The organism is Rhizobium sp. NPDC090275, from assembly GCF_044772225.1.
Lineage (GTDB): Bacteria > Pseudomonadota > Alphaproteobacteria > Rhizobiales > Rhizobiaceae > Rhizobium.
Genome location: NZ_JBIVYL010000012.1, coordinates 40,342 through 62,035, shown reverse-complemented (window position 1 = coordinate 62,035; position 21,694 = coordinate 40,342). Strand labels below are relative to the sequence as shown.

Below are 21,694 nucleotides of genomic sequence, written 5' to 3'. Positions count from 1 at the left end.
ATCGTTGATTGCGATGGGTCTGAAACCTGTTTACGAGAAACTCCGGTAACAACGGATCAATGCGGATGCAAACAAAACCTTTCCGGATCGGCACCAGAGGCGGCCCACTGGCGATCGCCCAGGCAAACGAAGCTCGAGACAGGCTGATGGCCGCCCATAACCTCCCCGAGGAGATGTTCGAGATCGTGGTGCTCTCGACCAAGGGCGACCGCATCACCGATCGCTCGCTCTCCGATATCGGCGGCAAGGGCCTGTTCACCGAGGAGCTGGAAGAGAAGCTTTCGAGCGGCGACCTCGACATCGCCGTGCATTCCTCCAAGGACATGCCGACGACCCTGCCCGAGGGGCTCTGTCTCTCCGCCTACCTGCCGCGCGAAGACATTCGCGATGCTGTCGTAGGCCGCACCGCCCCGAAGCTGATCGACCTGCCGCATGGCGCCACTGTCGGTTCCTCGTCGCTGCGCCGCCAGGCGCTGATCCGCCGCATGCGCCCGGATATCAACGTCATCACCTTCCGCGGCCTCGTCGACACCCGCCTGCGCAAGCTGAGCGAAGGCCAGGTCGACGCGACGCTCTTGGCGCTCGCCGGGCTGAAGCGGCTCGGCAAGGTCGAGGTCATCACCGACATCCTCGACCCCGACACCTTCCCGCCAGCACCTGCCCAGGGCGCGATCTGCATCGAAAGCCGCATCGGCGACACGGTAACCGACGCGCTGCTGGCGCCGATCAACGATATCAGGACCTACGACACCGTCTCCTGCGAGCGCGCCTTCCTCGGCGCCCTCGATGGTTCCTGCCGCACGCCGATCGGCGGCTATGCCGTCTGCGAAGGCGACCAGATCCGCCTGCACGGCCTGATCATCACCCCCGATGGCCGCAGCCAGCATGCGATCACCATCGACGGCCACCGCCGCGACGCGGAAGCGCTCGGCACCCGTGCCGGCCAGGATATCCGCGCCCGCGCAGGCACCTCGTTCTTCGACAGCTGGAGCTGACGGCGCATGCGCGTGCTCGTCACCCGTCCACCGCATCCGGGCGAGCGCACCGCAAAACGGCTGGCGGAGATGGGGCACGAGCCGATCATGCTGCCGCTATCGGCCCCCGCCCACGACCCGGACGCCGCCTTTGCGGCGCTCGCCAACTCCGACGGCCCGATATCAGTCACCAGCGCCGAGACCATCCGCGTTCTCACCGAACGCCCTGATGACCTCGCCCCACATCTCTCCCGCCCCCTCTTCGCCGTCGGCGACGCCACCGCGGACGAAGCAAGGATAGCGGGCTTCAGAGACGTCACCGCCTCCACCGGCGACGGCGCAGACCTCGCCGAGCGCATCGCGCAACTGGACACCGCGCTATCAGACAAGACCAGCCTCCTCTACCTAGCCGGCTTCCCCCGCGCCGAAACCTTCGAGACCCGCGCCGCCGCCCTCGGCCTGACCGTCACCACCGTCGAATGCTACCGCATGCGCCGCCTCGACATCCCCGACCAACTGCTCCGCGAACTCTTCTCGGCCCACGAACCCGACGCGATTCTCTTCTATTCTCGCCGCACCGCCGAGGATTTCTTCGCCCTCAAGGAAATCTCCGCCAACCTCGACGCCCTCATCGGCGTCCGCCTGCTTTGCCTCAGCCAGGCCATCGCCGACGCGGTTCCTCCGACCCTGCAGGGCCAGTCAGCGATCCCCGACAGCCCGGATGAGACCGCCCTGTTGTCGCTTCTGTGAGCGACGTGGCTGGCAAATTTCATCTGGCCTCTTTCCTTCACCGGCCTCACTGACTACTTTCGAACCACTGTAAGAATTATGAGGGTCTCATGGCACCAGGAAATCCGCCCCGCCATTCGAAGAGCACCGACGAGCCGGTCACGATCGACTTGGATGCGCAGGAGATTGCCTCGGAAGAGAGTGCCAGCAAGGACATCCAGCATGACGCAGGCCCGGATATCGGCAAGGCAGCCGACGAGGTAGCCGAAGCGCCGCCGGAGACCAGCGAATCGATCGTTCCCGATGAGGGCCTGACCGGGGAGACGGACGAGAGCGACGCCGCGAAGGCCAAGGCGGATGCGCCTGTTGAAGAGACGGCGGAGCCCTTCGCCTATGACAAGGCGCCCGATCCCGAACTGCCGCCCTATAATCATGCGCCTGAGCCTGTGGAGCCGCCGAAGAGCGAGCCGCCGCGCCAGCCGGGCGGCACCTCCGGGTTGATCGCCGCCGGCATCGTCGGCGGGCTGATCGCGTTGATCGGCGCCGGCGCCATCCAGTATGCCGGCTTCCTGCCCGGCTCGTCGACCCCTGAGACGGCTTCGCCCGAGGTGGCCAATCTCTCCGGCGAGATCGACGGCCTCAAGCAGTCCGTCGCCAACCTTGCCGCCGCACCGCAGGCCGCACCGGCCAATGATGCGCTCGAAAGCCGCATCGCGGCACTTGAGACCGCCGCCAAGGCGCCTCAGGTAGCCGACTCTGGCACGGATAGCGCCACGGTCGATGCGCTGAACCAGAAGATATCGGATCTCACCGCCCAGCTCGACCAGCTGCGCGGCGCCGTCAGCCAGGCGACCGAGCAGCGCGCGACAAACGGCGCCGAGCTCGAACAGCGCCTCACCGCCGCCGAACAGAAGCTCAACGAGCCGCGCCAGGACGTCGCCGTCGCCAAGGCGATCGCCGCGGCCGGCCTGAAGGCCGCGATCGATCGCGGCGGCCCCTTTGTCGCCGAGCTCGACACCTATGCCGGCGTTTCGCCGGATGATCCCGTCGTCGCCGACCTCAAGAATTTCGCCGAAACCGGCGTGCCCTCGCGCGCCGAGCTGATCCGCCAGGCGCCGGATGTCGCGACCGCGATTGTCGGCAGCGTCAACAAGGCCGATCCGAACGAGAGCTGGTCCGACCGGCTGATGGCCGGCGCCAAGTCGCTAGTCAGCGTGCGCCCGGTCGGCAACATCCAGGGCGAAAGCGTCGAGGCGATTGCCGCGCGCATGGAAGACAAGGTGAAGAACGGCGACCTGCCGGGTGCGGCCAACGAGTGGACCACGCTGCCGGCAGATGCCAAGCAGGCATCGGCCGCCTTCAAGCAATCGCTGGACGCCCGCATCCGCGTCGAGGAGCTGGTCGGCAGCGCGCTGTCGAAGGCTGTCTCAGGCACCGGTAAGGAGGGCTGAGGATATGATCAGGCTCGTCGTCTTCGCGCTTCTCGTGCTCGTTCTCGGCTACGGCTTCTCTTGGCTTGCCGATCGCCCAGGCGATCTCTCGCTCATCTGGGAGGGCCAGCTTTATCAGACCCGGCTGATCGTCGCCGCCACCGCCATCATCGCGCTGATCGCGGTCGTCATGGTCGCCTGGTGGCTGGTGCGCGTCATCTGGACCTCGCCCCACTCCGTCACCCGCTATTTCCGCGCCCGCAAGCGCGACCGCGGCTACCAGGCGCTCTCGACCGGCCTGATCGCCGCCGGCGCCGGCAATGCGCTGATGGCCCGCAAGATGGCCGCCCGCTCGCGCGGCCTGATCCGCGCCGACCAGGAGCCGCTGATCGCGCTGCTCGAAGCCCAGGCCGCCCTCATCGAAGGCCGGCATGACGAGGCCCGCGCCAAGTTCGAGGCGATGGTCGAGGATCCCGAAACCCGCGAGCTTGGCCTGCGCGGCCTTTATCTCGAGGCAAAGCGCCTCGGCGCCAACGAGGCCGCCCGGCAATATGCCGAAAAGGCCGCCGACAACGCGCCCTATCTTCCCTGGGCCGCACAGGCGACGCTCGAATACCGCAGCCAGTCCGGCCGCTGGGACGATGCGATCCGCCTGCTCGAGCAGCAGAAGGCCGCCCGCGTCATCGAAAAGGCCGAGGCCGACCGGCTGCGCGCCGTGCTGCTGACCGCCCGCGCCGACGAGAAGCTGGAGAACGATCCTTCAGGCGCCCGCGACGACGCCACCCACGCGCTGAAACTCTCGGCCGATTTCGAGCCGGCCGCGATCATCGCCGCCAAGGCACTGTTTCACGAAGACAAGCTGCGCAAGGCAGCCTCCATTCTCGAACAAGCGTGGAAGACCAACCCGCATCCCGAGATCGGCGCCACCTATGTGCGCGCCCGCAGCGGCGATTCGCTCGCCGACCGGCTGAAGCGCGCCGAAAAGCTGGAGGCGCTCCGCCCCAACAACATCGAATCGCTGTTGATCGTCGCCCAGGCAGCGCTCGACATCAGGGATTTCGCCAAGGCCCGCGCCAAGGCAGAGGCCGCCGCCCGCATCGAGCCGCGCGAGGCAGCCTTCCTGCTGCTCGCCGATATCGAGGAAGCCGAGACCGGAGACCAGGGCCGCATCCGCCACTGGCTCGCCCAGGCGCTGAAGGCGCCGCGCGATCCGGCTTGGGTCGCGGACGGCTATGTCTCCGACAAATGGCTGCCGCTCTCTCCCGTCACGGGCAAGCTCGACGCCTTCGTCTGGAAGGCGCCGTTCGGCCAGGTCGAGGGCCCGGTCGAGGAAGGCTCCGTCATCTCCATCGACAGCGCGCTGAAGAGCCTGCCGCCGGTACGCGATGTCAGGCCCGAAAGTGCCGCCGGCGATCACCGCATCATCGAGCTTGAGCGCGCCGCGACCATCGCCAAGGCCGCCCGCCCGGTGGCCGAGACGCCGGCGGCACCCGCGCCGGCCAAGCCGAAACCGGCCCCGAAGGAGCCGGCAACCGCGACCAAACCTGCCGACGCCCCCGAACCGCGCCCCTTTTTCGGCGGCCTGCCGGATGATCCGGGCGTGCGCAATCCATCGGCCGAGCCAGAACCCAAGACACGGCTTCGCCTCTTCTAGCCAAACAGGACCCGTATGTTCGAACGCTTCCAGGCATTTTTTCAGAACCTGACCGCAGACACCCCAAAGAGCAGCTTCGCCCCCGATGATCCCCGCATCGCGGTGGCCGCACTCTGCATGCAGGTCATGGAGGCCGACGGCCAGATCAAGGACAGCGAGAAGAAGCGTCTGCGCACGCTCCTGAAGGACCAGTACGGTCTCGACGGCAAACAGCTCGACGCGCTCATCGCCGCCGGCCAGGAAGCCGAGAGCGACGCTGTCGACTATTACCGCTTCACCTCGGACCTGAAGCGTCACCTCGACACCGAGCAGCGCCTGGAGCTGATCGGCATTCTCTGGGACATCGTCTATGCCGATGGCGAGCGCAGCGAGATGGAGGACGACGCCATCTGGCGCATCGCCGAGCTTCTCGGCGTCTCAGCCCGCGAGCGCATCCAGAAGCGCCAGGAAGCGGCAAAGCGCGTCACCGGCATCGATGTGGTGCAAGACGATGCCGACTGACAGTACAGGCGCGGCGGGCATAGGTGGCGCGGGCACCGGCATTGCCGGCCCCGGCGCCACGGACGCCAACGACCCGGGCTCAAGCATCGAAGGCAAACGCCCGGTCCTGATCGTGCTGCATCAGGAGAGCTCCAGCCCTGGCCGCGTCGGCCAGCTGCTCGCCGAGAAGGGCTATCCGCTCGACATACGCCGCCCGGTGCTCGGCCAAAAGCTGCCGACAACGCTTGCCGAGCATGCCGGCGCCGTCGTCTTCGGCGGCCCGATGAGCGCCAACGATCCCGACGACTTCGTCAAGGCCGAGATCAACTGGCTCGACGTGCCGCTGAAGGAGAAGAAGCCGTTGCTCGGCATCTGTCTCGGCGCGCAGATGCTGGTCCGCCATCTCGGCGGCAAGGTCGCGGCCAATGCCGACGAGACCACCGAGATCGGCTGGTATCCGCTGCGCGCGACCGAAAAGGGCCGGCAGCTGATGCACTGGCCGCGGATGGTCTACCACTTCCACCGCGAAGGCTTCGATCTGCCGCGCGGCGCCGATCTGCTCGCCGAGGGCGACGTCTACCCGAACCAGGCCTTCCGCTACAACGGCCACGCCTGGGCGCTGCAGTTCCACGCCGAACTGACCCGCGCCATGATGCACCGCTGGGTCGTCCACGGCGCCCACCGCTTCATCCTCCCCAACGCCCAGCAGGGCCGCGAGCATCTCGAAGGCCGCATGCTGTTCGACGCGCCGCTCAAGGCCTGGCTCAACGAATTCCTCGATCTCGTCTTCGAGGGCAAGAAGCCGAAATCGGCCCCCGCGGCCAAGGCCACGCTGACGGCCTGATGCGGAGAGCCGCGCGCCGTGTTATGGTGTGCGACGTCACTTCGACGGCATTTTAGTAGCAGAAACAGGTTCCGATCCACGATCCGGCCGATTGGTCGCGCCAAGCGCCGCCATGACCGCAGCCATGTCAGGGGAACAGCATGTCGAACTACGAACAGAAGCTTGTCTCCCTGGGCCTCGTCCTGCCCCAGCCGCTGAAACTGCCCTCTCACATGACGCTACCCTTTCCCTGGGTCAACGTGCGTGGAAACAGGGCCTTCATCTCCGGCCACGGCCCGCAGAACCCGGACGGCTCCCCATCAGGCCCCTTCGGCGTCGTTGGCGACACGGTGACGATCGAGGAAGCCCACGCCTCGGCCCGCAAGGTGGGGCTTGCCATGCTGGGAAGCCTGAAGCGCGAACTCGGCAGCCTCGACCGCATCACCGGCTGGTGCCGCGTGCTGGGCATGGTCAACTGCGCCCCCCACTTCTCCAACCCGCCCGCCGTCATCAACGGCTTCACCGAGCTGATCAACGACGTCTTCGGCCAGGACGTCGGCCGCCACGCCCGCTCCGCCATCGGCGTCGCCGGCCTGCCGCTGAATTTTCCTGTAGAGATCGAGGCGGAGGTGATGATTTCGGGGTGAGGGTTGAGCGGGCGGGCGTTGTGCCGGGTCATACCCCCCTCTGCCCTGCCGGGCATCTCCCCCACAAGGGGGGAGATCGACTCGTGGCTTGCTCCCCGACCAAACAATGAGCGTGGAGCGAGCGGCTACGCCCAGCCAATCTCCCCACCTGTGGGGGAGATGCCCGGCAGGGCAGAGGGGGGTATCACACGGCACAGCGCTCCCCAGGCCCCCACGGCACAACGCCCCGAAAACTACCCCCGCGTCACATGCTCCGGCGCATCCAGCGTATCGATCTTCCGCAACTGCGGAAACCCGCTCGCCCACAACGCCGCCACAACCAGCGTCCCGATCCCGCCGATGACCACCGCCGGCACAGCGCCGAACACCGAGGCCATCGTGCCAGCACGGAACTCGCCAAGCTCGTTCGACGCCCCGACAAACACCATGTTGACTGCGTTGACGCGGCCGCGCAGTTGGTCGGGCGTCCAGAGCGCGATCAGGCTCTCGCGCACATAGACCGACACCATGTCGGCCGCCCCCATCAGCGCCAGCGCCGCGATCGACAGCTCGACATTCTTGGATAGGCCGAAAGCGATGGTCCCCAGCCCGAACAGCGCCACACCGACGAACATGTAGACCCCGGCGCGATGCTTCAGCGGATAGGTCGCGAGCAGCACGGCCATGACGATGGCGCCGACGCCGGGTGCCGAGCGCAGCAGGCCGAGACCCCAGGGGCCGAGCGTCAGGATGTCGCGCGCAAAGATCGGCATCAGCGCCGTGGCGCCGCCGAGCAGCACCGCGAAGAGATCAAGCGAGATCGCGCCCAACACCACCTTCTCGGTGCGGATGAACTTGAAGCCGCCGAGGATCATGTCCCAGCTCTTTGCCTCGCCCGTGGTCTTCTGCGCCGGCTTCGGAATCAGGAAGAGCAGTCCCGCCCCGAGGCCTGCAAACACCACGGCAACGGTGTAGGCGGTATGCGCATTGATGCCGTAGAGCAGGCCGCCGATGACGGGGCCGGTGATCGAGGCGAGCTGCCACGAAGACGAGTTCCACGCGATCGCGTTCGAGAGATCGTCGGCCGGCACCAGATTGGGCGCCAAGGACTGCACCGCCGGCGACATGAAGGCGCGTTCGATGCCGAAGACCAGCAGTACCGCGAAGACGGGGATGGGCGAGAAGGTCCCCGTCATGGTCATGCCAAGCAGCGTCAGCGTGCAAAGGGCGGCCACCAGCGAGCACAGCGAGGCGATGGCGCGGCGATTATAGCGGTCGGCCACCGAGCCGGTGACGAGGATGAGCAGCAGAGAAGGGAGGAACTGCACCAGCCCGATCAGCCCGAGATAGATGGCGCTGCCCGTCTGGTCGTACATCTGCCACCCGACCGCGACGCTGACGATCTGCTGCGAGAACGACAAGAGAAAGCGCGCGAAGAAGAAGCGGGTGTAGGAGGAGTGCCGGAAGGCCGCGAAGCGGTCGCCGTGAGCCGAGATGGACATGATGTCTTTCCAACAAACGGACCAAACATCGCTTCCCGACGCGCCCGTTAAACATGAATTGCCGCAGCATTGCACACGGCTCTTGCCGGTTTAGTCGCCAATGTCTACATGTCTGTCAACAACGAACTGGAGATTGCGATGCTTGCGCTTTTTCAAACCATTGATTTGGCTTTGAATCTTTACACCTGGATCTTGATCGCCAGCGCCATTTTCTCCTGGCTCTACGCGTTCAACGTGATCAATTCCAGCAATCAGTTCGTCAATTCGGTCGGCATGTTCCTCTACAACGTCACCGAACCGGTCCTGCGCCCGATCCGTCGCGTGCTGCCGAACCTCGGCGGCATCGACATCTCGCCGATCATCCTGCTGCTCATCATCTTCTTCATCCGCTCGTTCATGTGGAACACCATCGTGCCGATGGTGTTGCGATAAGGCCCTGGCAGGCCTTTGACGATCATCTCATCCTCGCCATCAGGCTGACGCCGAATGGCGGGCGGGATCAGATTGATGGAATTGAGCTGGATGCCGACGGCAGGGCCTATCTGAAGGCCCGCGTCTCGGTCGTTCCCGAAAAGGGCAAGGCAAACAAGGCGCTGGTCGCACTGGTGGCGAAGCAGCTCGGCCTCGCGAAGTCCTCGGTGAACCTCGTTTCTGGCGACACGTCGCGTAAAAAAATCCTCCGGATCGATGCCGAGCCGGAGGATATCATCAAAAAGCTGGAAGCTTTACTCGGCCTGTAATCAGGCCTTTTCCTTCTTGGCGCGTTCGATCGCCTCGAGGATCAGCTGGCCGGCTTCCTTGGCGTCGCCCCAGCCGTAGATCTTCACCCACTTGCCGGGTTCCAGATCCTTGTAGTGCTCGAAGAAGTGCTCGATCTGCTTGAGCGTGATCTCGGGCATATCCGTGTAGTCCTTGACCTTGTCGTAGCGCATGGTCAGCTTCGGCGACGGAACGGCGATGATCTTCTCGTCCTTGCCGGAATTGTCTTCCATCTTCAGAACGCCGATCGGGCGCACGTTGATGACGCAGCCCGGAACCAGCGGACGCGTGCTGGCGATCAGAACGTCGATCGGGTCGCCGTCCTCGGACAGCGTGTGCGGTACGAAGCCGTAGTTACCCGGGTAGGTCATCGGCGTGTAGAGGAAACGGTCGACAACCAGCGTGCCGGCGTCCTTGTCCATCTCGTACTTGATCGGGTGGCCACCGACGGGAACTTCAACGATGACGTTGACGTCCTCAGGTGGGTTCTTGCCAATGGAAATGGCGTCGATGCGCATGCGATTACTCCCGCGACGTGAAATCTTCGCAGCCAGATAATCGGATTCATGCCGCGAAGCAACAGAGCACGACCGCGCAGGCACATGATTGTTTTATGATCTGGCCTTCAAAATGCCGGAAAACTGGGCAGAGGCCGGCACCTTGCTCCCCCGCACCTTGTCGTTGAGCAGATCGATCAGTTCCAGATGAAGCCGATCTTCTTCAAGGGCTTCTCGTCGAAGGTTTCGGTACCCTCGCAATAATCGATGCCGCCATGGCCGCGATAGAAGTCCGCGCCGCCCTCGTTCTCTTCCAGGCACCAGACCACCATACCCTTGCAGCCGAGCGACTTCAAAAGCCGCCGCGCTTCGGAAAACAGCATGTGGCCGAGGCCGATGCCCTGATATTCTGGGCGTAGATAAAGCTCGTAGATCTCGCCTTCCTGCGGCAGCGCGCGGGCGCGGTTGAGACCGAGCGTTGCATAGCCGGCAACCGTTCCGGCGACATCGAGCACCAGAAGCGTCGCTGGTCCGCGTGTCGCCTTGCGCCACCAGCTCTCGCCGCGGCGCTCCACCATCTGCGTCAGCGCCTTGTGCGGAATGATGCCGGCATAGGTATGCTTCCACGCAAGCCGGTGCACCTCCGAGATAGCTCGGGAATCATGCGGCTCGGCCCGCCGAACATCGATCGACAACGTCTTCATAACGCTTACTCTGGCCCGGTCGCGGACAATTAACCATATGCGCTAACGCATTCAGCCGGATTGCCCACAGGGTTAACATGTGGACGACGGCTGAAATTTAACGCTTTTTTAACTATTGCGACAAGAAGGATTCGGCGAACCGCACAAAATAAAAACCCCGGCGCGATGGCCGGGGTTTCGAAGTCATTGAGAAGCCTGTTCGACTTAGGCGGTCTTCGCCTTGGCGAAGCGCTTGCGGTCGTTGGCGTCGAGATACATCTTGCGCAGACGGATCGACTTCGGCGTCACTTCCATCAGCTCGTCGTCCTGGATCCAGGAGAGAGCGCGGTCGAGCGTCATGCGGATCGGCGGCGTCAGCTTGACGGCTTCGTCCTTGCCGGCGGCGCGGATGTTGGTCAGCTGCTTGCCCTTGAGGACGTTGACCTCGAGGTCGTTGTCGCGGCTGTGAATGCCGATGATCATGCCCATGTAGACCTTTTCGCCGGGCTCGATCATCATCGGGCCGCGATCTTCCAGGTTGAACATGGCGTAGGCAACGGCTTCGCCGGCAGCGTTTGCAAGCAGAACGCCGTTCGTGCGGCCACCGATTTCACCCTTGTAGGGCTGGTAGTCCTTGAACAGACGGTTCATCACGGCGGTGCCGCGCGTGTCGGTCAAGAGTTCCGACTGATAGCCGATCAGGCCGCGGGTCGGAGCGTGGAACACCAGGCGAACGCGGTTGCCGCCCGAAGGACGCAGCTCGGTCATTTCAGCCTTGCGCTCGGACATCTTCTGAACGACGACGCCGGAATGCTCTTCATCGACGTCGATGACGACTTCTTCGATCGGCTCCATGGTCTGGCCGCTCTCGTCCTTGTGCATGACGACGCGCGGACGCGACACGGCAAGCTCGAAGCCTTCGCGGCGCATGGTTTCGATCAGAACGGCGAGCTGCAATTCGCCGCGGCCGGAAACGTAGAACGAATCCTTGCCTTCGGCTTCTTCGATCTTCAGCGCGACGTTGCCTTCGGCTTCCTTGAACAGGCGGTCACGGATGACGCGCGAGGTAACCTTGTCGCCTTCGGTGCCGGCGAGCGGGCTGTCGTTGACGATGAAGGACATGGTAACGGTCGGCGGGTCGATCGGCTGCGCGGTCAGCGCTTCGTTGACAGCCGGATCGCAGAAGGTGTCGGCAACCGTGCCCTTGGAGAGGCCGGCGATGGCAACGATGTCGCCTGCATGTGCTTCTTCGATCGAGGTGCGCTCGATGCCGCGGAAAGCGAGGATCTTGGAGATACGACCGGTTTCGATCGTCTTGCCATCCTGGCTGAGAACCTTGACGGCCTGGTTCGGCTTGATCGAGCCTGAATTGATACGGCCGGTGATGATACGGCCGAGGAAGTTGTTGGCTTCCAGGATGGTGCCGATCATCGTGAACGGGCCTTCGGCAACCTTCGGCTCCGGAACGTGCTTGAGCACGAGGTCGAGCAGCGGCGCAAGGCCTTCGTCCTTCGGACCTTCAGGATTGAAGTTCATCCAGCCATCGCGACCGGAACCGTAGAGGATCGGGAAGTCGAGCTGTTCGTCGGTGGCGTCGAGGCTGGCGAAGAGGTCGAACACTTCGTTGATGACTTCTTCGTGACGGCCATCGGGACGGTCGATCTTGTTGATCGCGACGATCGGACGGAGGCCGACCTTCAGCGCCTTGGAGACGACGAACTTCGTCTGCGGCATCGGGCCTTCAGAGGAGTCGACCAGAACGATCGCGCCATCCACCATCGACAGGATACGCTCGACTTCACCGCCGAAGTCGGCGTGGCCGGGGGTGTCGACGATGTTGATGCGAACACCCTTCCACTCGACCGAGGTCGCCTTGGCAAGGATCGTGATACCGCGTTCCTTTTCCAGGTCGTTCGAGTCCATCACGCGTTCCGCAACGCGCTGGTTTTCGCGGAACGAACCGGACTGTTTCAGGAGCTCGTCGACCAGTGTCGTCTTGCCATGGTCAACGTGCGCGATAATCGCGATGTTGCGAAGTGCCATATGTCTATATCTCTGAGGCTGGGGCGCCACGTTGGGAGGGCGCCAATTGCATTGGGGCGGCTCTTACAGTGTTTTTCGCGAATGCGAAAGGGGGGAGCCTGGAATGAGAGGAATGCACGTATAGCACGGATCGCATCAGCTCGTCCTTTCGGGGTCGAGCACCACACGCCAGAGCTCCTGGTCGTTGCGATCCATCAGCCGCACCGTCAGCTGCTCGCTGGCACCATCGATATCGACGAGACCGAAGAACTGCATCCCTGCTGATGGCGGCAGATTCTGCTCGGCGCCGCCGGGAGCGGCCTTCATGAACTTCACTTCAGGCCCGAAGGTCATGTCGAGCTCCTGCGGCCCATAGGTGCCCGAATGCAGCGGCCCGGCCACGAACTCCCAGAACGGCAGGAACTCGCGGAACTTCGCCCGCTCGGGACTATAGTGATGCGCCGCCGCGTAATGCACGTCGGCCGTCAGCCAGATCATGTTCGATATCCCGGCATCGCGGATGAAGCGCAGGAGGTCGGCGAATTCGAGCTCGCGACCGAGCGGCGCGCCATTGTCGCCATTGGAGATCGATTCCGATCCGCGCCGGTTGCCGTAGTCGTCCCAAATGACGAGCCCGATCGGCAGATCGCAGGCGATCACCTTCCACGTCGCCGTCGAGCGCACCAGTTCGCGCTTCAGCCACGCCACCTGCCGCTCGCCGAATATCCGCGACTGCGGCGAAAGCTTTTCATCCAGCCCATGGCTGTTCGGCCCGCGATAGGAACGCAGGTCGACGAAGAACACGTCGAGCAGCGGCCCATAGGAAACCTTGCGATAGATCCGCCCCGGCTCGGCCGCAACATGACGCGTCGGCGTCATCTCGTGAAAGGCTTGTGCCGCCCGCGCCGAAAGCACCGCGACCGACTTCTCCTTGTAGCGGTCGTCATGGCTGAGATCGGTTGACGGCGACCAGTTGTTCAGCACCTCGTGATCGTCCCATTGGTAGAAGATCGGGCAGACGGAATTGAGCTGCTTCACGTGCTCATCGAGCAGGTTATAGGTCCACTGCCCGCGAAATTGGTCGAGCGTCTGGGCGATCTCGCGCTTGGCTTCCGTGACGACGCGGTTCTTCCAGACCCCGCCGCCGCGCAGCGAGATTTCGTCGGGAACCGGATTGTCGGCATAGATCGTGTCGCCGGAATGGATCATGAAATCCGGCCGGTGATAGGCGATCGTCGAATAGGTCCGCATCCCCTCCTCATCGATCCCCCACCCCTGCCCCACCGTATCGCCCGACCAGACGAAACGGATATCGCGGCGGGCAGCCGGTGCGGTGCGAAACTGCCCGAGGATCGGCTCCGACCGGCTGTTGATGTCCTGGAGATCGGCCGCGCGGAAGCGATAGAACACCTCCTGATCAGCAGGCAGATCCTGAAGCAAGAGCTTGGCGGTCAGATCGCTGTCGGGCGTGACGTCGATCGGCGGCAGCCTCACGGCATTGGAGAACTTGTCTGATGTCGAGCATTCCACGAAGAGCCGCGACGGCCGGTCCACCCGCGTCCAGATCACCCCCGAGGTCTGATCGACATCGCCGGACTGCACGCCCGAGGTAAACACCGGCCGGCTGGACGATCCGCGCGCATAATAGGGCATCGCCAGCCCCGCCACGGCAAATCCGCCAACCGCTCCCATCGAGGATAAAAAACGGCGGCGGGTCGGTTCCGTCAGTGTCATCAGGTGGCGCATCCGGCTTGGCAATCGGGACGATCTCCCGCACCCCGCCTATGCCCACCCCACATGTCACCCACTTGACGCCGCCATGACGGTTTTCCGAAGGTTTGGCGACAGTTTTGTGTTGAGGTGAGTGGTGTTCGCTTGCACTGCACTAGGCGAGTGAGCTCTCACCTACGCTGCGGCCAGCATTACCCCCCTCTGTCCTGCCGGACATCTCCCCCACAAGGGGGGAGATCGACTCGTGGTTAAGCTCTACGCCAAACAATTGAAGTAGGAGCGAGCGGCTGCGTCTAGCCGATCTCCCTCCTTGTGGGGGAGATGCCCGGCAGGGCAGAGGGGGGTATCACACCCAAAAACGCCAAACGACTATCAACTCAGCCGCAAGAGCCCCCAACCCTAAGCATCACTCCCCGAAAGCTCCTCGAACGTCGCCAGCCCGCGCTTCACCAGCATCGCATCCGGGCTCGGCAGCTTGCCGCGGAATGCCCGGTAGGTATCCTCCGGATCGACCGACCCGCCCACCGAATAGACGTGATCGCGCAGCTTCCTGGCTATCTCGCCATTGAACGCATCACCCGTCTCCTCGAAGGCCGAAAACGCATCGGCGTCGAGCACTTCCGACCACATGTAGGAATAATAGCCCGCCGAATAACCGCCGGCGAAGATATGCTGGAAGTGCGGCGAGGCATGGCGCATGACCATCGACTTCGGCATGCCGAGCTCTTTCAACACCTCGGCCTGCACCGCCATCGGATCGGCGACCTTGTCCCGCGTATGGAACGCCATGTCGACCAGCGCGGACGAGGTGAACTCCACCGTGTTGAACCCGGCATTGAAGCTGCGCGCCGCCAGCACCTTGTCGAGCAGGTCTTGCGGCATCGGCTTGCCGGTCTCGAAATGCACGGCGTACTGCTTGAGGATCTCAGGCACCGTCAGCCAGTGCTCGTAAAGCTGCGACGGCAGTTCGACGAAATCGCGCGACACGCCGGTGCCCGACACCGAGGGGTAGGTCACGTTGGAGAGCATGCCATGCAGCGCATGGCCGAACTCGTGGAACAGCGTGCGGGCGTCATCCAGCGACAATAGCGCCGGCTTGCCCTCCGCCGGCTTGGCGAAGTTGCAGACATTGTAGATGATCGGGAGCTCGCCCTCGGCACCATTCTTAAGCGGCAGCTTGTGCTGCGACTGGAACGCGCTCATCCAGGCGCCCGAGCGCTTCGACGAACGGGCGAAATAATCGCCGAGGAACATCGCCACCAGCTTCTCGTCGCGGTCGCGGATCTCGAAGACGCGGACATCGGGATGATAGGCTGCAACGCCCTTCTTCTCCACCGCGTGAATGCCGAACAGCCGCCCCGCCACATCGAAGCAGGCGTCGATGATCTTTTCCAGCTGCAGATACGGCTTCAGCTCCGCCTCGGAGAAATTGAACTTTTGGGCCCGGATCTTTTCGGCGTAGAACCGCCAGTCCCAGGGCATGACCTCATGGTTCTTGCCTTCGTCGGCAATCAGGCTCGCGATATCCGCCTCTTCCTCGCCGGCGCGCTTCACCGCCTTCACCCAGACCTTCTTCAGAAGATCGTTCACGGCCTCGGGCGTCTTCGCCATGGTGTTGTCGAGCTTCAGTTCAGCGAAATTGCCGTAGCCGAGGAGCTTCGCAACCTCGCCGCGGAGCGCAAGCGTGTCGCGGATGATGCCGCGATTGTCCGACGGGCCGTCGCTTTCGCCACGGGCCACCCAGGCCTTGAACGCCTGTTCGCGCAGCTCGCGGCGCTCGGAGAAGGTCAGGAACGGCTCGATGATCGAGCGCGACAGCGTCACCGCGAACTTGCCCTCTTCGCCGCGCTCGCGCGCCGCCGCTGCCATCGCGTCCTTGAGAAATTCGGGAATGCCTGCGAGGTCGTCGCCGTCTGAAAGGATCAACGCCCAGCCCTTCTCGTCGGCGAGCACGTTCTGGCCGAACTGCGTACCGAGGCCAGCAAGCTTCTCGTTGATGCCGGCGAGCTTTTCCTGCTCGGCCTTCTCAAGCTTGGCGCCCGACTTGACGAAGCCCTTCCAGTGGCGCTCCAGCACCCGCGTCTGCTCCAGCGTCAGCCCGAGCGTTTCGCGCGCCTCCCACAGCGTGTCGATGCGCGCAAAGAGCGCTGCATTCATACCGATCTTCGAATAATGCCGCGACATCTTCGGCGAGATATCCCGCTCCAGCGCCTGGATGGTGTCGTTGGTGTGCGCGCCGGCGCGGTTCCAGAACAGGGCCGACACCCGTGAGAGATCGTCGCCCGCAAGCTCCAGCGCCACGATCGTGTTGTCGAAGGTGGGCGCTTCAGGATTGTCGGCGATCGCATCGATCTCCTCTTCGTGCCGGGCAAGGGCCGCATCGAAAGCCGGCGCGAAATCGCCGTCATTCAGCGCCTCGAAGCGCGGCAGACCATTGAGGCCGTTCCAATCGGTGAGAGCGGGGTTGGTGGCGGGCATACGGACATCCTTATTTGGCGGGCTTGTTTGGCGGGCGTGTTGTCTCGCAAACCAATATAGGAAGGCAGCACGGCGATTGGTATCGCCACCTTGAGTGAGCGGCTGCGCCACCTATACAAGAAGTTGATCCCTAAAAATGCTATATAAGAATTAACTATTTGTTAACGATTGACCATGGTGCGGCGCACACGGTATTTTTGCTCAATCTTTTTTAATCATGGATGCGGGCGATGGAAATCACATCACTGCGGTTTTCGCCGAATTTATCGTTCCGGAAATATTCCGATAATTCGCAATTTAACAACAGCTTGACTGAAACCTTCAGCTCGGTTTCGAGCGCTTCATCGACCTTCAGGATCGACGAAGCGACATCGGCTCAACCCGATTTTTCGGCCATTACAGCCGCCGATCTGCGCAACCACGCGCGCCAGAATTTCGACAACGGCACGCTCGACCAGGACACCTACGCGGCGATATCCGAACCGCTGCCGATGCGCACCATCGACCCCTCAGGCAACATTCTCGATCTCTCCGACGTCACCGACGGCACCAGCTTCAACTTCAGGGACTACTACAAGGACCAGCTGCAGATCGCCATGTCGATCGGCGATCCCGAGACGGTGAAGACCCTGAAATCGGTCGTCAGCTTCCTCGACGTCTGACGCGGTTTAGATTGCGCCCGGCGCAGGCCGATCAAGCCTTGCGCCACCCCATCAGCCCCGGCGTCGCATGCAAGAGCGCCTGCACGGCAAAGCCCATGAACAGCACGCCCGAGCAGCGCACGATCAGCCGCTCATGCGCCCGATAGAAGCGCCGCACGGCGCCTGTGCCGACAATCGCGATCAGGATCATGTCGGCGACGATGAAGCCGAGGAAGGACACGGCAAGCAGCACCGGCAGCGTCTGGAACTGCAAGGCGCTAGCAGACCCCGCGACCAGCGCCGTGAATGTCGCCAGCGCCACCGGATAGCCCTTCGGATTGGTGACGCCGAAGATCAGCCCGCGCCGGAACGGCCGCTCGACAACCATCAGCGCCTGCCCCTCGCCCTTCGGCTTGGCGCGAAACGCGTTCCAGCCGATCCAGGCGAGATAGAAGCCGCAGGCGAGCCCCAGCGCATCGAACACGAAGGTCCCGATCGTCTTGGCGCCGATGATCGCCACCAGCGCCAACGACGCCCACAGCGTATCGCCGACCAGATGCCCACAGACAAACTGCGCCCCCGCCTTCCGCCCTTGCCCGGCCCCGATACCCAACAGCGCCAGAAACGCCGGCCCCGGAATGAGCACGTAAAGAAGTGCAGCCAGAAAGGCGCCCGCGAGCAGCGATTGCGTCATGAAGAATCCCCCGTGAAAAGACCGAGATTATGCGGTGTGGCGGGGACGTCAAGCGGGAGCAAGAAAACCCCGCCGGGATCACCGAAGCAAGCCGCGCCACCTCATTCAAACTATTGATGAACGCGTTCCGCCGCCGCAATGGATTTCGCGGATCGCGCGGATTAGCCTTGGCCATCGATTGCGCTGGTTTCATGAGGAAAGCTGTTGCCCAATGCCCATTCTCGACGCGACCGCCGTCCACCCGATCACCCTCCCGGACGGCACCATCTACAGCGATACCGTCTATCTGAAGAATGTCATTGACCACCCGCGCATGGAGATCGGCGACTACAGCTATTACACCCACCCGGGCAAACCGGAAGACACCGCCGGCATGCTCGCACCCTATCTCGGGCATGGCGTCCGCGAGCGCCTTGTCATCGGCAAATTCGTGCAGATTGCCCGTGGCAGCTATTTCATCACCAGCTCGGCCAATCATCCGATGAATGGCTTCACCACCTACCCGTTCCGCATCTTCAAACCCGAAACCTTCGGCTACAAGGACTTGCCGGTGAAGGATACCGTTGTCGGGCATGACGTCTGGATAGGCCATGACGCGGCGATCATGCCGGGTGTGCGGATCGGGGCGGGTGCAATCATCGCTGCCGGATCGGTCGTTGCCCGTGACGTTCCGCCCTATGCCGTCGTCGGCGGCAACCCGGCCACGATCATCCGCATGCGATACCCCACGACGGTTATCGATGAACTGCTTGAGATCGCATGGTGGGACTGGCCTCTGGACAAGATCGAGGCGAACTTGGCGGCTCTTGAAAGCGGTGATCTCGCGTCGCTGAAAATGGCATAAAGCAAATATAGCAAGGGGTGCTCCCGCGAGCCTTTGCGCGCCTTCGCATTTTTGCATTGCCGGATCAAAAACCTTGCGTCAGAAAAGAGGGAAGCCCTCTTTCCAGGCGTTGCGACCGCCACCAGCCAATCGAGTACCCGCATGCCCCCATTCCGGATGAGCGCAAGGCGAACGAGCATGCTCGGCGCGCTGCTTGCCACCCTCGGCCCGATTTCCATGTCGATCTACACGCCCGCCATGCCGGAGCTGGTGGGAGCCTTCAACACCACGGATTCGGCGATCAAGCTGACGCTGTCGCTCTATTTCGCCGGCTTCTCGATTGCCCAGCTGCTCGCCGGCCCGTTGTCCGATGCCTTCGGCCGCCGCGCGGCGACGCTCATCTTCGTCGGCATCTACATGGTCGGAAGCCTGTTGTCGGCCTTTGCGCCCGGCATCGAATGGCTGCTCGCCGGCCGCTTGATCCAGGGGATCGGCGCCTCGGTCGGGATAACAGTGGCGCGCGCCATCGTCCGCGATCAGTTCACCGGCGTCGACGCCTCCAGGATCATGAACCTGATCGGCATCATGATCGCCATCGGCCCGGCCATCGCGCCGACCGTCGGCGGCCTGGCGCTCGCCGCCTTCGGCTGGCAGTCGGTCTTCTTCCTGTTGATCGGCTTCGGCCTTTTGATCTGCCTCTCCGTCCTCGTCTTCATGCGCGAGACCAGCACGCCCGACCGCCGCCGCGCCTTGCCGGGCCCGCTGCTATCCGCCTATGCCGAGCTTGCCCGCGAACCGCGCTTCATCTCCGCCTCGCTGGTGCTCGGCGGCTCGATCGGCGCGCTCTACGCGCAGGCAACGATGCTGCCCTTCATCCTGATCAAGGTGGTAGGCCTCTCGCCGACCTCCTTCGGCCTCGGCATGCTGATGCAATCCGGCTCATATTTCCTCGGCTCGGTCGTTCTCAGAATGACTTCTGCAAGGCTCGGCGGCGACGGCTCCGTCCGCGCTGGCCTAGGCCTGCTCGGCCTCTCCGGCATCATGATCGCGCTCTCGGTAGCACTCGTGACGCCTAACTACCTCTCGATCATGGGCCCGGTCGCCTTTCTGGCATTCGGCCTCGCCTTCCTCACCCCGCACATGACGACCTCGGGCCTCTACCCCTTCCCGCATATCGCCGGCTCCGCCTCGGCGATGATGGGCTTCATCCAGATGGGCGGCGGCTTCACCGGCGGCCTGATCGCCTCCCTGATCGGTGCGCCGCTTATGGCCTTTGGCACCATCATCCCGATGATGGCTCTGATTGCGATTGCAAGCTACCTATGGTTCCTCCACGCCAGCCGCCGTGCGGCGAGGGTGTCGCATTCCAGCCTGGGGGAATGAGGGCTTGGAGCCAGTCGCCGATAAATCATTGAAGTAAAAGCACAAACACCTCCACTGGCGTCATCCTCGGCCTTGTGCCGAGGATCTAACCACGCCTCCACGAGCTCAAGGTGAGTTGACACTTGGCACTCCCCTCCACAATGCCACTCCTCGTCGCCAAGCATCCATTGACGTCGCGTTCCGGGCAACGTGCTTAGATCCTCGGGACGAGCCCGAGGATGACGGCGGAGCGTGGGGCGATCATCGCAACCTATTGAATAAGCGATAAAATATACCCGCTCCGTCCAACCCCCTAAACGCAAAAAGGCCCGCACAAGGCGGGCCTTTCGAAACCAAACCGACAGTCGCTTACTTGCCCAGATTACGCTTTCCCAGCGTGCGCAGGCGCAGCGCGTTGAGCTTGATGAAGCCGGCCGCGTCCTTCTGGTCGTAGGCGCCCTGGTCGTCCTCGAAGGTAACAAGCGTGTCGGAGTAGAGCGACTTGTCGCTTTCGCGGCCGATGACCATGACGTTGCCCTTGTAGAGCTTCAGCGTCACTTCGCCCTCGACATGCTCCTGGCTCTTGTCGATCAGCGCCTGCAGCATTTCGCGCTCCGGCGAGAACCAGAAGCCGTAATAGATCAGCTCGGCGTAGCGCGGCATGATCTCGTCCTTGAGGTGGGCCGCACCGCGGTCGAGCGTGATGCTCTCGATCGCGCGGTGAGCGGAAAGCAGGATCGTGCCGCCGGGGGTCTCGTAGACGCCGCGCGACTTCATGCCGACATAGCGGTTCTCGACGAGATCGAGACGGCCGATGCCGTTGTCGCGGCCGTAGGTGTTGAGCGCTGCGAGCAGCGTCGCCGGGCTCATGCGCACGCCGTTGATCGAGACGGCATCACCCTTCTCGAAGCCGACCTTGATGATCGTGGCCTTGTCGGGTGCGGCTTCCGGCGAGATGGTGCGCATGTGCACGTATTCGGGCGCCTCGACAGCCGGGTCTTCCAGAACCTTGCCCTCGGAAGAGGAGTGCAGCAGGTTGGCGTCGACGGAGAACGGCGCTTCGCCCTTCTTGTCCTTGGCAACCGGGATCTGGTGGGCTTCGGCAAACGCGAGCAGGTCGGTACGCGACTTGAACGACCAGTCGCGCCAGGGAGCGATGATCTTGATGTCGGGGTTCAGCGCATAGGCCGAGAGCTCGAAGCGAACCTGGTCGTTGCCCTTGCCGGTCGCGCCGTGCGCGATGGCGTCGGCGCCGGTCTTCTTGGCGATGTCGATCAGGTGCTTGGAGATCAGCGGGCGGGCGATCGAGGTGCCGAGCAGGTAGACGCCTTCATAGACGGCATTGGCGCGGAACATCGGGAAGACGAAATCGCGCACGAATTCCTCGCGCACATCCTCGATGTAGATCTCCTTGATGCCGAGCATCTCGGCCTTCTTGCGCGCCGGCTCGAGCTCTTCGCCCTGTCCGAGGTCGGCCGTGAAGGTGACGACTTCGGCGTTAAGCTCGGTCTGCAGCCACTTCAGGATGATCGAGGTGTCGAGACCGCCGGAATAGGCGAGGACGACTTTCTTTACGTCTTTGTGCGATGCCATGATGATGAGATCCGTTGTGCCAGGAGGGTCGCGGCCAGCCGCAAGACCCGGTATCGCCGGGCACTTTTAGCGAGATTGACGCCGGACGCAAGGGCAAGGACGTCGCGGAAGCTCCCGCCGGTTCGGCTTTGCCCTTGGTTTGACTTGCCCTTCGAGATTACCATATCTGGCTGCGAGCGAACAATCCCAGGCG

The 21,694-nt window shown here is 63.4% G+C and carries 20 protein-coding genes; 12 read left to right on the top strand and 8 right to left on the bottom strand.

The genetic code is table 11. From position 1 onward, the window contains the following. Window positions 1-65 precede the first annotated feature (65 nt). The 7 genes from hemC (at window position 66) to ACIQUB_RS25650 (ending at window position 6,737) form a co-directional block, all read left to right on the top strand. On the top strand, window positions 66-995 hold the full coding sequence (hemC, locus tag ACIQUB_RS25680) for a hydroxymethylbilane synthase (protein WP_402933543.1): 930 nt from the start codon (window positions 66-68) through the stop codon (window positions 993-995). A gap of 6 nt (window positions 996-1,001) precedes the next feature. Further along, complete coding sequence (locus ACIQUB_RS25675; protein ID WP_113238657.1) at window positions 1,002-1,724, top strand: uroporphyrinogen-III synthase; 723 nt, start codon at window positions 1,002-1,004, stop codon at window positions 1,722-1,724. An 89-nt stretch (window positions 1,725-1,813) separates the two neighbouring features. Continuing rightward, entirely contained in the window at window positions 1,814-3,154 is a 1,341-nt protein-coding gene (locus tag ACIQUB_RS25670) for a COG4223 family protein (protein ID WP_113238658.1), read from the top strand. A 4-nt stretch (window positions 3,155-3,158) separates the two neighbouring features. Next, window positions 3,159-4,787: a heme biosynthesis protein HemY gene (locus tag ACIQUB_RS25665; protein WP_113238659.1), complete on the top strand. Its 1,629-nt coding sequence runs from the start codon at window positions 3,159-3,161 to the stop codon at window positions 4,785-4,787. 15 nt (window positions 4,788-4,802) lie between these two features. Next, entirely contained in the window at window positions 4,803-5,288 is a 486-nt protein-coding gene (locus ACIQUB_RS25660; protein WP_112946040.1) for a TerB family tellurite resistance protein, read from the top strand. After that, entirely contained in the window at window positions 5,278-6,111 is an 834-nt protein-coding gene (locus ACIQUB_RS25655; protein WP_402933538.1) for a glutamine amidotransferase, read from the top strand. Before ACIQUB_RS25660 ends, ACIQUB_RS25655 begins: the two co-directional genes overlap by 11 nt. Before the next feature lie 140 nt (window positions 6,112-6,251). Further along, window positions 6,252-6,737 (top strand): RidA family protein, encoded by a 486-nt coding sequence (locus tag ACIQUB_RS25650; protein ID WP_047508761.1) that lies wholly within the window; start codon window positions 6,252-6,254, stop codon window positions 6,735-6,737. A 233-nt stretch (window positions 6,738-6,970) separates the two neighbouring features. On the opposite strand, the gene ACIQUB_RS25645 is transcribed toward ACIQUB_RS25650, so the two are convergent. Then, the gene (locus ACIQUB_RS25645) at window positions 6,971-8,218 is read right to left on the bottom strand and encodes an MFS transporter (protein WP_113238951.1); all 1,248 of its coding nucleotides are present in this window, start codon (window positions 8,216-8,218) and stop codon (window positions 6,971-6,973) included. A 108-nt stretch (window positions 8,219-8,326) separates the two neighbouring features. Here ACIQUB_RS25645 and ACIQUB_RS25640 point away from each other — a divergent pair, with 108 nt between their 5' ends. Next, window positions 8,327-8,650 carry a YggT family protein gene (locus ACIQUB_RS25640; RefSeq protein WP_026283700.1) on the top strand — a complete coding sequence of 108 codons (324 nt, stop codon included), beginning with the start codon at window positions 8,327-8,329 and terminating at the stop codon, window positions 8,648-8,650. After that, the gene (locus ACIQUB_RS25635; protein WP_113238950.1) at window positions 8,617-8,958 is read left to right on the top strand and encodes a DUF167 domain-containing protein; all 342 of its coding nucleotides are present in this window, start codon (window positions 8,617-8,619) and stop codon (window positions 8,956-8,958) included. The genes ACIQUB_RS25640 and ACIQUB_RS25635 overlap by 34 nt, the downstream gene beginning before the upstream one ends. Here ACIQUB_RS25635 and ppa read toward each other — a convergent pair whose 3' ends face one another. The 5 genes from ppa to ACIQUB_RS25610 all read right to left on the bottom strand — a co-directional run bounded on the left by ppa (window position 8,959) and on the right by ACIQUB_RS25610 (window position 16,388). Further along, window positions 8,959-9,495 carry an inorganic diphosphatase gene (ppa, locus tag ACIQUB_RS25630; RefSeq protein WP_113238949.1) on the bottom strand — a complete coding sequence of 179 codons (537 nt, stop codon included), beginning with the start codon at window positions 9,493-9,495 and terminating at the stop codon, window positions 8,959-8,961. Between the two features lie 176 nt (window positions 9,496-9,671). Then, window positions 9,672-10,178, bottom strand: a complete 507-nt coding sequence (locus ACIQUB_RS25625) for a GNAT family N-acetyltransferase (RefSeq protein WP_111562582.1) — start codon at window positions 10,176-10,178, stop codon at window positions 9,672-9,674. 204 nt (window positions 10,179-10,382) lie between these two features. Next, window positions 10,383-12,200 (bottom strand): translational GTPase TypA, encoded by a 1,818-nt coding sequence (typA, locus tag ACIQUB_RS25620; RefSeq protein ID WP_018902288.1) that lies wholly within the window; start codon window positions 12,198-12,200, stop codon window positions 10,383-10,385. 135 nt (window positions 12,201-12,335) lie between these two features. Then, window positions 12,336-13,913 carry an alkaline phosphatase D family protein gene (locus tag ACIQUB_RS25615; RefSeq protein WP_402933531.1) on the bottom strand — a complete coding sequence of 526 codons (1,578 nt, stop codon included), beginning with the start codon at window positions 13,911-13,913 and terminating at the stop codon, window positions 12,336-12,338. Between the two features lie 396 nt (window positions 13,914-14,309). After that, window positions 14,310-16,388 (bottom strand): M3 family metallopeptidase, encoded by a 2,079-nt coding sequence (locus tag ACIQUB_RS25610; protein ID WP_113235968.1) that lies wholly within the window; start codon window positions 16,386-16,388, stop codon window positions 14,310-14,312. 230 nt (window positions 16,389-16,618) lie between these two features. Between ACIQUB_RS25610 and ACIQUB_RS25605 the strand changes: the two genes are divergently transcribed. Next, window positions 16,619-17,050, top strand: coding sequence for a hypothetical protein (locus ACIQUB_RS25605; RefSeq protein ID WP_111562585.1), 432 nt, complete (start codon window positions 16,619-16,621; stop codon window positions 17,048-17,050). A 31-nt stretch (window positions 17,051-17,081) separates the two neighbouring features. Here the strand turns inward: ACIQUB_RS25605 and ACIQUB_RS25600 are convergent, their stop codons facing one another. Next, window positions 17,082-17,723: a LysE family translocator gene (locus tag ACIQUB_RS25600; RefSeq protein ID WP_018902284.1), complete on the bottom strand. Its 642-nt coding sequence runs from the start codon at window positions 17,721-17,723 to the stop codon at window positions 17,082-17,084. A gap of 211 nt (window positions 17,724-17,934) precedes the next feature. Here ACIQUB_RS25600 and ACIQUB_RS25595 point away from each other — a divergent pair, with 211 nt between their 5' ends. Both ACIQUB_RS25595 and ACIQUB_RS25590 read left to right on the top strand, forming a co-directional pair. Next, entirely contained in the window at window positions 17,935-18,567 is a 633-nt protein-coding gene (locus tag ACIQUB_RS25595) for a CatB-related O-acetyltransferase (RefSeq protein WP_113235966.1), read from the top strand. 177 nt (window positions 18,568-18,744) lie between these two features. Continuing rightward, on the top strand, window positions 18,745-19,929 hold the full coding sequence (locus tag ACIQUB_RS25590) for a multidrug effflux MFS transporter (RefSeq protein ID WP_402933525.1): 1,185 nt from the start codon (window positions 18,745-18,747) through the stop codon (window positions 19,927-19,929). A gap of 348 nt (window positions 19,930-20,277) precedes the next feature. Here the strand turns inward: ACIQUB_RS25590 and ACIQUB_RS25585 are convergent, their stop codons facing one another. Beyond that, on the bottom strand, window positions 20,278-21,501 hold the full coding sequence (locus tag ACIQUB_RS25585) for an argininosuccinate synthase (RefSeq protein ID WP_018902281.1): 1,224 nt from the start codon (window positions 21,499-21,501) through the stop codon (window positions 20,278-20,280). Between the last annotated feature and the right edge of the window lie 193 nt (window positions 21,502-21,694).